Origin of the sequence: Streptomyces sp. NPDC057424 (assembly GCF_042803315.1) — a bacterium.
Taxonomy (GTDB): Bacteria; Actinomycetota; Actinomycetes; order Streptomycetales; family Streptomycetaceae; genus Streptomyces.
In genome coordinates, this window is sequence record NZ_JBHVCP010000001.1 from 116676 (window position 1) to 130139 (window position 13464).

The following is a 13464-nucleotide window of genomic DNA, read 5'->3' on the forward strand; positions in this document are numbered from 1 at the left end:
CATAGTGCGATATGAGCGCGCCTGACCGGATGGGACGCGCCGGGTCGTTACGCTCGCCGTGTGCCGGTCCTCGACTCTGTGACGCTGCGTGCGCGTGACGCCATCAAGGGCATCTGGCGCGAGGCCGCCAAGTTCGGGGTCATCGGGGCCCTGGCCTTCGTCATCGACAACGGCGGCTACAACCTGCTCGTCTTCGGTCTGCCCGGGGGCGAGGGCGGGGTGATGCGGACCGCTCCCGTGCAGGCGTCCGTCGTCGCGACGGGCACGGCCGCGCTGTTCAGCTGGGTCGGGAACCGCTACTGGACCTACCGCGACCAGCACGGCAGGAGGGTGACCCGCGAGCTCGTGCTGTTCCTCGTCGCCAACGGGGTGGGGCTCGCCATCACCGCGGGCACGGTCTTCGTCTCCCGGCAACTGCTCGGGCTGGACTCGGCGCTCAGCGACAACACCGCCCGCATCCTCGGCTGGGTGCTCGCGACCCTGTTCCGCTTCTACGCGTACCGGCGCTACGTCTTCGTCGCACCCTGACCGGCCGGAGCCCGACGACCCGTTAGCATCCGGCATATGGGACAAACAGGATGGACGGGGTGGGGGCGGCAGCGCTGGGTGTGGGGGCTGGCCGCCGTCGCCGCGGTCTGCTGCCTGGCCACGATCCTCGTCTTCGCCCCTGGCTACCTGAGTCCCGACAGCCTCGACCAGCTCCGGCAGGCCCGGGGGAAGCGGCCCCTGACCGACTGGCATCCGCCCGTGCTCAGCCTGGTGTGGCGGGCGCTCATCGCGGTGACCGGCTCGATCACGTCGATGCTCGTCGTGCAGTCGCTCGTCTTCTGGGCCGCGCTGTGGGTGCTGGCCCGGTGCGTGTGGAGGCTGACCGCGAGCCGGGGCGGATCGCTCGCCGTGCTCGGCCTCGGGCTGACTCCGTTCGTGCTGACGTTCGTCGGGGTGGTGTGGAAGGACGTCCACGCGGCGTTCGCGCTGCTCGCCGCCTGCGCGGTCGCCTTCACCGGTCTGCTGCTGCGGGACGGCGCCCCCCGGCCCGCCGTGCGCTGGGGCCTGCTCTGGCTGGGCGTGCTGTTCCTCGCCTACGCCATGCTGGTGCGCAAGAACGCCTTCCTCGCCGCGATCCCCGTCTTCGTCATGCTGGTCCTGGCACTGTGGCGCGCTCCCGGACGCCGGACGTGGGTGACGTGCACGGCGGCCCTCGTGGCCGGGCTCGTCGTGCCCGCCGCCGCGATCTCCCTGTTCGCCGCGCCGCAGCAGACCAAGCAGGGCGCGCAGATCATGCTCGACGACCTCGTCCATGTGCTGAGCGTGGACGAGCTCCGGTCGGCGGATGTGTCACCCGCCCTGCGGGACCGGCTCGTGGCCTCCGCGCGCGAGTGCGAGCGCGTCGGTGCCCTCTCCGACGCCTACTGGGCCTGCTACCAACGCCCGGCGGACGGGCTGCGCGGGGACTCCGGCGCGCTCACGTCCCTGTGGCTGCGGGAGATGAGCGGGCACGTGCCGCAGTACCTCCAGTACCGGCTGCTGCTCTTCACGACCCTGCTGTTCGAGACCGACTACGCGTACAAGGCGGGGATCACCCGCAACGACCTGGGCGTCGAGGTGACGCACCCCCGCCTGGAGGACATGCTCGGCACGTACGTCAAGGGCATGGTGGAGGACCTGCCCTGGCTGTTCCGCGGCTGGTTCTGGCTCGCGGTCGCACTCGTGCTCACCGTCCGGCCCGGCAGAGGCGTCTTCTCGATGCCGGTGCGGGCGCTGGGCATCAGCTCGGCGGCCTACGTCCTCGGCTATCTGCCGATCATGCCCGCGACGGACTACCGCTACCTCTACTGGCCGGCGATCGCCTGCGCCCTCGGCCTGCTGCTGCTGTGGCTGGGCCGGGGCACGCCTCCCGCAGCGCCGAAGAGCCCCGGCGCCCCGGCCGGCCGCGCCGTGACGGCACACCGGCCGGCGAACGCCGGGGACCAGTCACCGGCCCGCTGAGACCTCAGTCGAGCACCGGCAGCAGCTGCGGCAGATGCCCGTCCGAGGCCGCCGCAGCCTGCTGCCGCTCCTCGGGGACCTCCCCGTACAGAGTGTTCCTGGCCCTGGCCGGTCGGCCCGCGGCGTCCGCCACCGCGACGAGGTCCTTCACCGACTTGTACGAGCCGTACGACGAGCCCGCCATGCGGGAGATGGTCTCCTCCATGAGCGTCCCGCCGACGTCGTTCGCGCCCGAGCGGAGCATCTCGGCCGCGCCCTCGGTACCCAGCTTCACCCAGCTGGTCTGGATGTTGGGGATGTGCGGGTGCAGCAGGAGCCGGGCCATGGCCGTGACCGCGCGGTTGTCCCGCAGGGTCGGACCCGGGCGGGCGATCCCCGCGAGGTAGACCGGCGCGTTGGTGTGCACGAACGGCAGCGTCACGAACTCGGTGAAGCCGCCCGTGCGCTGCTGGATGCCCGCGAGGGTGCGCAGGTGCCCGAGCCAGTGCCGGGGCTGGTCGACATGGCCGTACATCATCGTCGAGGACGAGCGGATGCCCAGCTCGTGGGCCGTGGTCACGACGTCGATCCAGTCGGCCGCGGGCAGCTTGCCCTTGGTGAGGATCCAGCGGACCTCGTCGTCGAGGATCTCGGCGGCCGTGCCCGGGATGGTGTCCAGACCGGCCTCCTTGGCGGCGGTCAGCCACTCGCGGACCGACATGCCGGTGCGGGTCGCGCCGTTGACGACCTCCATCGGAGAGAAGGCGTGCACATGCATGCCCGGGACGCGTTCCCTCACGGCCCGCGCGATGTCGAAGTACGCCGTGCCGGGCAGGTCCGGGTGGATGCCGCCCTGCATGCAGACCTCCACCGCGCCGACGTCCCAGGCCTGCTGGGCCCGGTCGGCGACCTGGTCGAGGGAGAGGGTGTAGGCGTCGGCGTCCGTGCGGCGCTGGGCGAACGCGCAGAAGCGGCAGCCGGTGTAGCAGACGTTGGTGAAGTTGATGTTGCGCGTGACGATGTAGGTGACGTCGTCGCCCACGGCCGACTTGCGGACGTCGTCGGCGACCCGCGCGAGGGCGTCCAGCGCCGGGCCGTCCGCGTGCAGCAGGGCCAGCGCCTCGTCGTCGGTGAGCTTCGTCGGGTCGTCGGCGGCCGTGCGCAGGGCCTGCCGTACGTCGGTGTCGATGCGCTCGGGTGCCATGCCCGGGGCGGCGGCCTCGCGCAGGGCGCCCCAGTCGCCGTACACCTCGTCGAAGTCGTCCCGGCGGTCCGACGTACGGCCCTCGGAGTCGATCGAGGAGTGCAGGTCGGTGCGGCCGGACGCCACGAAGACCTCCTCCGGCTCCTGCCACGGCAGGCCCTCCGGCAGGGCCTCGGGGCGGGCGAGGCCGGTCTCCGGGTCGGCCAGCGCGGCCACGTGCGGGCGCAGCCGCGGGTCCAGCCAGGGCTCGCCGCGCCGCACGAACTCCGGGTACACGCACAGGCGCTCACGCAGTTCGAAACCGGCCGCGCGGGACTTCTCGGCGAGCTGCTCGGTCTGCGGCCAGGGGCGCTCGGGGTTGACGTGGTCGATGGTGAGCGGGGAGACCCCGCCCCAGTCGTCGATACCGGCGCCGATCAGCCGCTCGTACTCGTCGTCGACGAGGTTGGGCGGGGCCTGGATGCAGCCCGAGGGGCCCATGAGGAGGCGGGCGACGGCCACCGTGGCGACCAGTTCGTCGAGTTCCGCGTCGGGCATGCCGCGCATCGCGGTGTCCGGCTTGGCGCGGAAGTTCTGGATGATCAGCTCCTGGACGCCGTGGTAGGACCGCGACACCTTCCGCAGCGCGAACAGCGACTCGGCGCGCTCCTCGTAGGTCTCACCGATGCCTATGAGGATCCCGGAGGTGAAGGGGACGGAGGAACGCCCGGCGTCCTCGATGACCCGCAGCCGGACGGCGGGCTCCTTGTCGGGCGAGCCGTGGTGCGGGCCGCCCGGCTCCGACCAGAGGCGGGTCGCGGTCGTCTCCAGCATCATGCCCATGCTGGGCGCGACCGGCTTCAGACGCTGGAAGTCCGTCCAGCTCATGACGCCCGGGTTCAGGTGCGGGAGCAGGCCCGTCTCCTCCAGGATGCGGATGGAGATGGCACGGACGTAGGCGATGGTGTCGTCGTAGCCGTGCGCGTCGAGCCACTCGCGCGCCTCCGGCCAGCGGTCCTCCGGCTTGTCGCCGAGGGTGATGAGGGCTTCCTTGCAGCCGAGGGCCGCGCCCTTGCGGGCGATGTCCAGCACCTCGTCCGGGGACATGAACATCCCGTGGCCCTCCCGGCGCAGCTTGCCCGGGACGGTGACGAACGTGCAGTAGTGGCACTTGTCCCGGCACAGCCGGGTGAGCGGGATGAAGACGCTCTTCGAGTACGTGATGACGCCGGGGCGCCCGGCCGCCTCCAGGCCCGCGTCCCGCACCCGGGCGGCCGACGCCGCCAGGTCCACCAGCTGCTCACCCCGGGCCTGGAGCAGCACCGCCGCCTCGGCGACGTCGAGCGAGACGCCGTCCCTCGCCCGTTTCAGGGCGCGACGCATGGAGTTCTCGGTGGGGCCGGTTCCGGAGGTCGCGGAAGTCGTCATCCTTCGAGCATACGAGTGTGCTGATCAGGCTCGGGTGAGCCCCGTCAGTGGAAGGCCAGCCACCCTATGCCCAGCGCCGAGGTGAGTCCGGCGGCGACGGCGGCGGCCGGTCTGTTGCGGTGCAGGGCGAACCAGACCAGCGCGGCGGTCACCAGCACGGCCGTCGTGCCGATCGCGGCGCGCAGCAGCCCCTGGCTGTAGCCGAACTCGGTGAAGTGACGTACGAGCCAGGAAAACCAGGCAAGCCTCATGAGGCTCTCCCCCCGTGGAGACGAGAGCCGGACGCGGCACGCCGTTCGGCGCGGTGGTCGGCCGCGCACCCGTGCGCACCCGGCTCGGTTACTGACCGGAAGTTTAGTAGCAGGAGCCAACCGCCCTGCCGGGCAGGGGAGTTGTCAGAGGTGTCCGGCGAGGCCGTCCAGGGCCTTCAGTACCTCCGCCTCCCCCGCCGGAGGCAGCTGTGCCACGACCTCCTCGATGCCGAGGTCGGCGTAGTGGGCGAGCTTGCCCGGGCTGGGGTGGACGGCGTAGGGGACGACCTGGAGGGCCTGGGGGTCGCGGCCGGCGTCGGCCCAGGCGGTGCGCAGGACCGGCAGCGCCTCGCCGAGGCCGCGGCCGCCGATCGGCAGCCAGCCGTCGGCGTACTCGCTGATGTGGGCGAACAGCTTGGGTCCGGCGGCCCCGCCGACGAGCGTGCGGGGGCCGACGACCGGGCCACGCGGCTTCTGCACGGGCTTCGGATACGCGTGGCTGGCCCGGACGCCGCCGAACTCGCCCTCGTGGGCGACCGGCTCCCGCGACCACAGGGCCCGCATCAGCGCCATCCGGTCCCGGACCAGCTCGCGCCGGGTGCTCCACCGCACGCCGTGGTCGGCGGCCTCCTCGACGTTCCAGCCGAGGCCGAGCCCGAGGGTGAACCGGCCGCCGGAGAGATGGTCGAGGGTCGCGACCTGCTTGGCCAGGACGATCGGGTCGTGCTGGGCGACCAGCGTGATGCCCGTGCCGAGCCCGAGCCGCTCGGTGACGGCGGCGGCCTGGCCGAGGGCCACGAACGGGTCGAGGGTGCGGCCGTACTCGGACGGCAGGTCACCACCGGGCGGGTACGGGGTGGTCCGCTCGACGGGGATGTGGGTGTGCTCGGGCAGGTACAGCCCGGCGAAACCGCGGTCCTCCAGCTCCCGGGCGAGCCGGGTCGGGGTGATCGTCTCGTCGGTGAGGAAGATCGTCACGGCGATGCGCATGACCTCATCACTACCCGAGAGAGGACCGACTGTCGATACCGACCGGTCGGCACTCCGCAGCCTCCGTTTCGGCGAAATCCGCCGATCCCCTTCCCGTGCGCGGGAGTTCACGGCTGAATGCCAGGGTTGCACGCACCACCCCCGCACCACCCATGCCTGGTCACCGACGACACCTTGGGAGCAGCAGCATGTGCGAGGACAGCCACGGCGGGCTCGGCCGGCGCGCCCTGTTCGTGACGGGAGCGGCGGCCGCGCTTACGTTGGGACATGTGAGCTTCGCTTCAGCGGCCGACGGGGACCAGGAGAGCAGGACCGTGCGCGGCACGCTGCCGCCCGGCTCCCCGGACTTCGTGTACGTGCCCGTCGAGGTCCCGGCCGGTGTCCGGGAGCTCAAGGTCGCCTACACCTACGACCGGCCGTCCGTCCCGGCCGGCACCACCGGCAACGCCCTCGACATCGGCGTCTTCGACGACCGCGGCACCGAGCTCGGCGGCCGGGGTTTTCGCGGCTGGTCGGGCGGGGCGCGCACCGGGTTCTTCCTCCGCGCGGACGACGCCACCCCGGGGTACCTCCCGGGCCCGGTGCGCGAGGGCACCTGGCACATCGCGCTCGGCCCGTACACGGTCGCCCCGCAGGGCCTGTCGTACGAGCTCACGATCACGCTGACGTACGGGGAGCCGGGCGAGACCGCCCGGCCGGTGTATCCGCCGGAGCGCGCGAAGGGCCGGGGACGGTCGTGGTACCGGGGCGACTGCCATCTGCACTCCTGGTACTCCGACGGCCGCCGCACCCCCGCCGAGATCGGGGAACTGGCCCGCGCGGCCGGCCTGGACTTCATCAACTCCTCCGAGCACAACACGCACGCGGCGCACGCCCACTGGGCCGACGTGGCCGGGGACGACCTGCTCGTCCTGCTGGGCGAGGAGATCACCACCCGCAACGGGCACGTCGTCGCGCTCGGCACCGACCCGGGCACCTTCGTCGACTGGCGCTACCGGGCCCGCGACAACCGCTTCGGCCGGTTCGCCCGGCAGATCCGCCGCGCCGGCGGCCTGGTCGTCCCGGCCCACCCGCACGCCACCTGTGTCGGCTGCCACTGGAAGTTCGGCTTCGGCGAGGCCGACGCGATCGAGGTGTGGAACGGCCCCTACACGCCCGACGACGAGATGGCACTGGCCGACTGGGACAGCATGCTCGTGGCGTCCGTACGGGACGACCGGGACTGGATCCCGGCGATGGGCGGCAGCGACGCCCACCGCTCCCCGGACGCGGTGGGCAGCCCCCAGACGGTCGTCCTGGCCGACGACCTGACCCGGGAGGCCGTGCAGGAGGGCATCCGGGCGGGGCGGTCCTACATCGCCGAGTCCGCGCGGGTCGCACTGTCGTTCCGGGCGTCCGGCGGTCGTGGCGAGCACGCGGGCATCGGCGAGCGCCTCACCGTCGGCCGCGACACCCCGGTCACGGTCCGCCTGGAGGTCACCGGCGCCCCGCGCTGCACGGTCCGCCTCGTCACCGACCAGGGCGTACTCCACACCAGCGGCCCGCTGCCGGTGTCCGGCTCGGGGGTGGTCGAGTGGCGGACGACACCGTCGTACGCGGCGTACGTACGGGCCGAACTGCGGCACGAGGCGGCGGCGGGGCCGCTGCCCGGGCCACTGGCGGCGTTCACCAACCCGATCTTTCTCGGACGCCAGTGAGATCGGGCGCGGGGCCGGGAGGCTCCCATGGCGGCCGCGAGCTCCTCCTCGAACCGCTCCCGGTCGCCCGGGATCCGTATGCCCAGCCACCCGCTCCCGTCGTTGCCGCGTCCGGGATCATCGGAGCAGGAGCCGTTGCAGAAACCGTGAGAGCTTCGTGTGAAGGAGACCGCCGGCCATGTCCCGCCCCACCGACCTGAGGTTCCGCGCCACCACCGCCGTCCAGCGCCGCCTCAACCCCCTCCTGCGGCGTCTCCCTCTCCAGACGGTCCTGGAGACGAGGGGCCGCGTCTCGGGGCTGCCCCGTCAGACACCGGTGGGCGGGCGCCGCGTCGGCGGCTCCTTCTGGCTGGTGTCGGAGTTCGGCGAGAAGTCGCAGTACGTGCGCAACATCAAGGTGGATCCGCGAGTGCGGGTACGGATCCGCGGGCGGTGGCACGAGGGCACCGCGTATCCGATGCCGCAGGACGACCCGGTGGCGCGGCTGCGGGGGCTGCCCCGGGTCAACGGCCTGGGGGTGCGGGCCCTCGGGACTAATCTGCTGACCGTACGGGTGGACCTGGATACCTGAGAGGCGTCAGCCCGGCCACACGATCGCCTGCACCTCGCTGTAGGCGTGCAGCGCGTAGCTGCCGACGTCCCGGCCGACGCCGCTCTTCTTGAAGCCGCCGAACGGCGCCTCCATGTTCCGCCCGACGGTGTTGACCCCTACGCCACCGGCCCGCAGTCGCCGCGCCACCCGGAACGCCCGGGCCACGTCTCCCGACCAGACGTAGTCGATGAGCCCGTAGTCGGTGTCGTTGGCGAGCGCGATGCCCTCCTCCTCGTCGTCGAAGGGGACGACGGCCACCACCGGCCCGAAGATCTCCTCGCGGACCACCCGCATGTCGTTGGTGCAGTCGGCGAGCAGGGCCGGGGCGACGTAGAAGCCCGAGGGCAGGTCGGGGCGTTCGCCGCCGGCGACCACCACCGCGCCTTCCTTCCGGCCCAGTTCGACGTACGACTCCACCCGGTCCCGGTGCGCCGCCGAGATCACCGGGCCGACCACGGTGTCCGGCTCGCGCGGATCCCCGACCTTCAACAGCCTTGCGTAGGAAGCCAGTTGCTCCACCAGCCGGTCGTAGATCCCGCGCTGTGCCAGCACTCGTGTCGGTGCCGTGCAGATCTGCCCGCTGTAGAAGGAGAAGGTGGTGCCGATCCCGGCCACGGCCGAGCCGAGGTCGGCGTCGTCGAGGACGACCGCCGCGCCCTTCCCGCCCAGCTCCATCAACTGCCTTTTCATGCCGCGTCCGCACACCTCGGCGATGCGCTGCCCGACCGCCGTGGAGCCGGTGAAACTGACCATGTCGACGTCGGGCGACGCCACGGCCGCCTCGCCGACCCCGGTCGACCGCCCCGACACGACGTTGACCACGCCCGGCGGCACCCCGGCCGCCTCCAGCGCCTCCGCCATCCGGTAGACCGACAGCGGATCCTGCGGGGCGGGCTTCACCACGACCGTGTTGCCCATGGCCAGGGCGGGGGCGACCTTCCCGGCCGTATTGGCCCAGGGGTTGTTGTACGAGGTGATGCAGGTGACGACCCCGACGGGCTGACGGACGGCCAGCGCGCCCATGACCCCCGCCCTCCCCATCGGCCCCGCTTCGTTAATCTGCGGCGGGATCGCCCACTCGGCGGGCTCCACGCGCGCGTAGCGCCGGAAGCGGGCGGCGGCGACCCCGACCTGCATGCCGCGTGCGGTGCCGGTGGTCGCGCCGGTCTCGGCTTGGGCCAGTCCGGCGTACGGCACCAGGTTCTCCCGGATGAGGTCCGCCGCCCGGCCGAGGACCGCCGCCCGCTCCTCCGCGGACGTCCGCGACCACGGCCCGAAGGCCTCCCGGGCCGCGGCGCAGGCCGCGAGCACCTGATCCCGGGAGGCCTCCGGCGCCCACCCGGCGGTCTCCTCGGTCGCCGGGTCGATCACCGCGTAGTGCCCGCCGTCCGGCTCCACCCAGGAGCCGCCGACGAACAGCGACTGCCGTGCCGTCACCTCGTGCTCACCGTCGCCGTGTCCCGCCCGGAGCGGAGCACCCGGCCGGGCACGGCCCCCGTCACCACGTCGTCCCGGATCGCCTCCACGCCGTTGACCCACACGGCCCGCACGCCGAGTGCCCGGGAGTCCAGCCGAGGGCTGTCGCCCGGCAGGTCGTGCACCAGGGTGGCCGGGCCCGCGTCGATCCGCTCCGGGTCGAACAGGACGAGGTCCGCATGCCAGCCCTCCCGCACCTGCCCCCGCTCGCGCAGACCGAAGAGCCGGGCCGGGTCGTCGGTCAGCATCTTCACGGCCTGCTCGAGACCGAGCAGCTTCCGGCCGCGCAGACAGTCCCCGAGGAACCGGGTCGTGTACGGCGCCCCGCACATCCGGTCCAGGTGGGCGCCCGCGTCGGACCCGCCGAGCAGCACGTCCTCGTGCTGCCAGGTCTCCGCCCGCAGCGCCCAGGACGCCGGGTCGTTGTCGGAGGGCATCGGCCACAGCACCGTACGCAGCTCGTCGTTGGCGCAGATCTCCACCAGGCACGCGAAGGGTTCCTGGCCGCGCTCCTCGGCGATGTCCTTCACGACCCGGCCGGTCAGCCCCGCGTTCGCCTCGCTGTAGGTGTCGCCGATGACGTACCGCCCGAAGTTCGCCAGCCGCCGGAAGACGCCCGCCTCCTTGGAGTTCGCGCGTCGCAGCAGCTCGGCCCGCACGTCCCCATCACGCAGCTTGCGGATCCGCTCGGGCACGGGCAGCCCGAGGACCGGGCCCCAGCCGGGTATGAGGTTCAGCGCGCAGAACGTCCCCAGCGACATGTTCATCGGCGTGAGGATCGGCATGGTCAGGGCCACGACCCTGCCGCCCGCCTTCCGTGCCTGCTCGCTCGCGAGCAACTGCCGGGGCACTCGCTCGGGCACGGCCGCGTCGATCGTGAGCACGTTCCAGTTGAGCGGCCGCCCCGCCGCCGCGCTCATCTCCACGAACAGGTCGATCTCGGCGTCGCTGAACTGATCGAGACAGCCCGCGACGATCGCCTCGATCTGCGTGCCCTCGTGCTCACCGACGGCCCGGGAGAGCGCCAGGAGTTCGGCCGGCTCGGCGTGCCGGGAGGCGACCGGATTCCCGTCGCCGTCGGAGTGGCTGGTCGACTGGGTCGTGGACAGCCCCCACGCCCCGGCGTCCATGGCCTCGCGCAGCAACCGCACCATCGCGGCCAGTTGCTCCGGCGCCGGCTGCCCGCCCACGGCCTCCGGGCCCATCACGTACCGCCGCAGCGCACAGTGCCCCACCATGAACCCGGCGTTCACGGCGATCCGCCCCTCCAGGGCATCGAGATACTCCCCGAAGCCGTGCCAGTTCCAGGGCGCACCCTCCTCCAGCGCCACCAGCGCCATGCCCTCGACCTTGGACATCATCCGCCGTGTGTAGTCGGCGTCCTCGGGCCGGTCCGGGTTCAGCGGCGCGAGAGTGAAACCGCAGTTGCCGCCGGCGACGGTGGTGACCCCGTGGTTGAGGGAGGGGGTGGCGTACGGGTCCCAGAAGAGCTGCGCGTCGTAGTGGGTGTGGGGGTCGACGAAGCCGGGGGTGAGGACGAGGCCGGTGGCGTCCTCGACCGACCGGGGTTCCTCGCCGACCGTCCCGACGACGGCGATACGCCCGTTCCGTATGCCGACGTCGGCGGTGTACGCCGGAGCGCCCGTCCCGTCCACGACGGTCACACCCCGGATGACGTGATCGAGCATGAGCTAGTCAACTCCCTTGGGTTCGTCGCCCCTGAGGGGCGCGGGGAACTGCGCGACGAGCCACGACGCACCCGCACCCGCCAACGGCGATCAGGCAGCACCCCGGAATCGCGAAGTCCGATGCACAGGATCCGTGTCGATCTTGGGAATCACGTGCTCCCCGACCAGCCGGATCGTCTGCAGGGTCTCCTCCTTCGGCACCCCCACGGGCAGCCCGAAGCTCAGCTGGTCGGCCCCGGCCTGCTCCCACCGCTTGCACTGCCGCAGCACCTCGTCCGGATCGCCGCAGATCAGCAACTCCTCCTCGATCAGCACCTCCACGAACTCCTCGGTGTACTCGGGCAGCGTCTCGGGCCAGACGGGAAAGCCCTCGGGCCGGGGGAACGTGTCGTGGTAGCGGAACACCAGCGACGGCAGGTAGTGCAACTGGCCGTTCGCCGCGATCCGCACCGCCTCCTCGTGCGTGGGCGCGCAGATCGCCGTGGTCGTCACCATCACGTTGTCGTTCACGAAGTCCCCGACGGGCTCCGCGTCGACGATCGCCGTCTTGTACTGCTCCAGCACCCACTCCATGTCGGAGACCTTCTGCACGCTGAAGCCGAGCACGCCGAGCCCCTTCCTCGCGGCCATGGAGTACGACGGCGGCGACCCGGCGGCGTACCACATCGCCGGGTGCGACCTGCCGTACGGCTTCGGCAGGACCTTCCTCGGCGGCAGTGACCAGTGCTTGCCCTGGAAGCCGACGTACTCGTCCTGGAGCCACATCTTGGGGAACTCGGCGATGGTCTCTTCCCAGAGCTCCTTGGTGTGGTTCATGTCGGTGATCCCCGGCAGGAACCCGAGGATCTCGTGCGACCCCGCCCCCCGCCCGCTGCCGAACTCGAACCGTCCCTCGCTGAGGTGGTCGAGCATGGCGACCTTCTCGGCGACCTTCACCGGGTGGTTGACCGGCGCGAGCGGATTGAAGATCCCGGAGCCCAGGTGGATCCGCTCGGTGGCGTGTGCCAGGTACCCGAGGAAGACGTCGTTGGCGGAGAGGTGCGAGTACTCCTCCAGGAAGTGGTGCTCGGAGGCCCAGGCGTACTTGAAGCCCGACGTGTCGGCCTGGATGACGTACTCGGTCTCCTCCATCAGTGCCTTGTGCTCGGCGAGCGGGTCGGTCTCGGCCCGTTTGCCCACGTATCCCTGTACGAAGACCCCGAATTCCAAGGAGACTCACCGCCCCACGATCACGTCCGACGTTTTCTGACGATCCGTCAGATTCATGGCTCCGACTGTTCCACCGGCCCTCATGAGCGTCAATAGCTGATACGCCGTCAGGTCAGATGACGCTGACGCCGGCCAGCCACCCCCCGTCGATCACGAACGGCTGCCCGGTGATGTACGACGAGTCCGCGGAGGTGAGGAAGAGGGCGAGCCGGGCCACCTCCTCCGGCCGTCCGGCCCGCCCCAGCGGCACGAGCTTGCGGTACAGCCGGTCGAGCCCCTTCGCCGCCTCCTCCTGGTCGGCGCCCGGATCCAGCCGCGCCGGGTTGGACATCGCGGTGTCGACGGCCCCCGGGCAGACGGCGTTGACGCGGATCCCCCGCCCGGCCAGCTCCAGGGCGGCGACCCGGGTCAGGCCGACGACGGCGTGTTTGGACGCCGCGTACGCACCCACCGCCGCCATCCCGGCCAGGCCCGTGTACGAGGCCGTGTTGACGATCGTGCCGCCGTCGGACATCTCCGGGGCGACGGCCTTGATACCGAGGAAGCACCCCACCTGATTGACCCGCACGACCTGCGTGAACTCGTCGAGGGGGGTGTCGAGGAGAGCGTTGAAGCGCAGGATGCCGGCGTTGTTGACGAGCCCGTCGACATGACCGTACGCCTCCCTTGCCGCGGCGACGGCCGCCTGCCAGTCGTCCTCCCGGCCGACGTCGAGATGGACGTACTTCGCGCCGATCTCCTTCGCCAGGGCCTCGCCCTGGTCGTCCAGGACGTCCGCGACGACCACCCTGGCGCCCTCGGCCGTGAACAGCCGCGCCTCCTGCTCACCCTGGCCCCGTGCGGCGCCGGTGACGATGACGACCCGTCCGTCGAGCTTGCCCATTACGGCCCCCTTCACGGGTGGACACGGTGGACTCCGCATCGTAGCGACATACCTGACGATGCGTCAGATGCAAGCCTCGGACGTTGCTGAGGCGAAACT

At 71.8% G+C, this 13464-nt stretch carries 11 protein-coding genes; 4 read left to right on the top strand and 7 right to left on the bottom strand.

Going from position 1 to position 13464, the window contains the following annotated elements; translation table 11 throughout:
* Nucleotides 1-60 precede the first annotated feature (60 nt).
* Both ACFU3E_RS00610 and ACFU3E_RS00615 read left to right on the top strand, forming a co-directional pair.
* Entirely contained in the window at nucleotides 61-528 is a 468-nt protein-coding gene (locus tag ACFU3E_RS00610) for a GtrA family protein (RefSeq protein WP_384149800.1), read from the top strand.
* Between the two features lie 36 nt (nucleotides 529-564).
* Nucleotides 565-1989, top strand: a complete 1425-nt coding sequence (locus ACFU3E_RS00615; RefSeq protein WP_384149803.1) for a hypothetical protein — start codon at nucleotides 565-567, stop codon at nucleotides 1987-1989.
* Between the two features lie 4 nt (nucleotides 1990-1993).
* Here ACFU3E_RS00615 and ACFU3E_RS00620 read toward each other — a convergent pair whose 3' ends face one another.
* The 3 genes from ACFU3E_RS00620 to ACFU3E_RS00630 form a co-directional block, all read right to left on the bottom strand.
* Nucleotides 1994-4579 carry a bifunctional FO biosynthesis protein CofGH gene (locus ACFU3E_RS00620; protein ID WP_384149806.1) on the bottom strand — a complete coding sequence of 862 codons (2586 nt, stop codon included), beginning with the start codon at nucleotides 4577-4579 and terminating at the stop codon, nucleotides 1994-1996.
* A gap of 44 nt (nucleotides 4580-4623) precedes the next feature.
* A complete protein-coding gene (locus ACFU3E_RS00625; protein ID WP_384149809.1) occupies nucleotides 4624-4830 on the bottom strand; it encodes a hypothetical protein in 207 nt (68 codons plus the stop codon).
* A gap of 144 nt (nucleotides 4831-4974) precedes the next feature.
* Complete coding sequence (locus ACFU3E_RS00630) at nucleotides 4975-5820, bottom strand: LLM class F420-dependent oxidoreductase (RefSeq protein ID WP_384149812.1); 846 nt, start codon at nucleotides 5818-5820, stop codon at nucleotides 4975-4977.
* 188 nt (nucleotides 5821-6008) lie between these two features.
* Between ACFU3E_RS00630 and ACFU3E_RS00635 the strand changes: the two genes are divergently transcribed.
* Both ACFU3E_RS00635 and ACFU3E_RS00640 read left to right on the top strand, forming a co-directional pair.
* Nucleotides 6009-7517, top strand: a complete 1509-nt coding sequence (locus tag ACFU3E_RS00635) for a CehA/McbA family metallohydrolase (RefSeq protein ID WP_384149815.1) — start codon at nucleotides 6009-6011, stop codon at nucleotides 7515-7517.
* Nucleotides 7518-7695: 178 nt separating this feature from the next.
* Nucleotides 7696-8088, top strand: coding sequence for a nitroreductase/quinone reductase family protein (locus ACFU3E_RS00640; RefSeq protein WP_384149818.1), 393 nt, complete (start codon nucleotides 7696-7698; stop codon nucleotides 8086-8088).
* A gap of 6 nt (nucleotides 8089-8094) precedes the next feature.
* Here ACFU3E_RS00640 and ACFU3E_RS00645 read toward each other — a convergent pair whose 3' ends face one another.
* The 4 genes from ACFU3E_RS00645 to ACFU3E_RS00660 form a co-directional block, all read right to left on the bottom strand.
* Complete coding sequence (locus ACFU3E_RS00645) at nucleotides 8095-9546, bottom strand: aldehyde dehydrogenase family protein (protein ID WP_384149821.1); 1452 nt, start codon at nucleotides 9544-9546, stop codon at nucleotides 8095-8097.
* Nucleotides 9543-11273, bottom strand: a complete 1731-nt coding sequence (locus ACFU3E_RS00650) for an amidohydrolase family protein (RefSeq protein ID WP_384149824.1) — start codon at nucleotides 11271-11273, stop codon at nucleotides 9543-9545. Before ACFU3E_RS00650 ends, ACFU3E_RS00645 begins: the two co-directional genes overlap by 4 nt.
* Before the next feature lie 90 nt (nucleotides 11274-11363).
* Complete coding sequence (locus ACFU3E_RS00655; RefSeq protein ID WP_384149827.1) at nucleotides 11364-12482, bottom strand: LLM class flavin-dependent oxidoreductase; 1119 nt, start codon at nucleotides 12480-12482, stop codon at nucleotides 11364-11366.
* 112 nt (nucleotides 12483-12594) lie between these two features.
* The gene (locus ACFU3E_RS00660; RefSeq protein WP_384149830.1) at nucleotides 12595-13365 is read right to left on the bottom strand and encodes an SDR family NAD(P)-dependent oxidoreductase; all 771 of its coding nucleotides are present in this window, start codon (nucleotides 13363-13365) and stop codon (nucleotides 12595-12597) included.
* Between the last annotated feature and the right edge of the window lie 99 nt (nucleotides 13366-13464).

Coding starts and splice junctions, on each gene's coding strand:
- ACFU3E_RS00615 (WP_384149803.1), top strand. CDS start 565: ATGGGACAAACAGGATGGACGGGGTGGGGGCGGCAGCGCTGGGTGTGG.
- ACFU3E_RS00620 (WP_384149806.1), bottom strand. CDS start 4,579: ATGACGACTTCCGCGACCTCCGGAACCGGCCCCACCGAGAACTCCATG.
- ACFU3E_RS00625 (WP_384149809.1), bottom strand. CDS start 4,830: ATGAGGCTTGCCTGGTTTTCCTGGCTCGTACGTCACTTCACCGAGTTC.
- ACFU3E_RS00630 (WP_384149812.1), bottom strand. CDS start 5,820: ATGCGCATCGCCGTGACGATCTTCCTCACCGACGAGACGATCACCCCG.
- ACFU3E_RS00635 (WP_384149815.1), top strand. CDS start 6,009: ATGTGCGAGGACAGCCACGGCGGGCTCGGCCGGCGCGCCCTGTTCGTG.
- ACFU3E_RS00640 (WP_384149818.1), top strand. CDS start 7,696: ATGTCCCGCCCCACCGACCTGAGGTTCCGCGCCACCACCGCCGTCCAG.
- ACFU3E_RS00650 (WP_384149824.1), bottom strand. CDS start 11,273: ATGCTCGATCACGTCATCCGGGGTGTGACCGTCGTGGACGGGACGGGC.
- ACFU3E_RS00660 (WP_384149830.1), bottom strand. CDS start 13,365: ATGGGCAAGCTCGACGGACGGGTCGTCATCGTCACCGGCGCCGCACGG.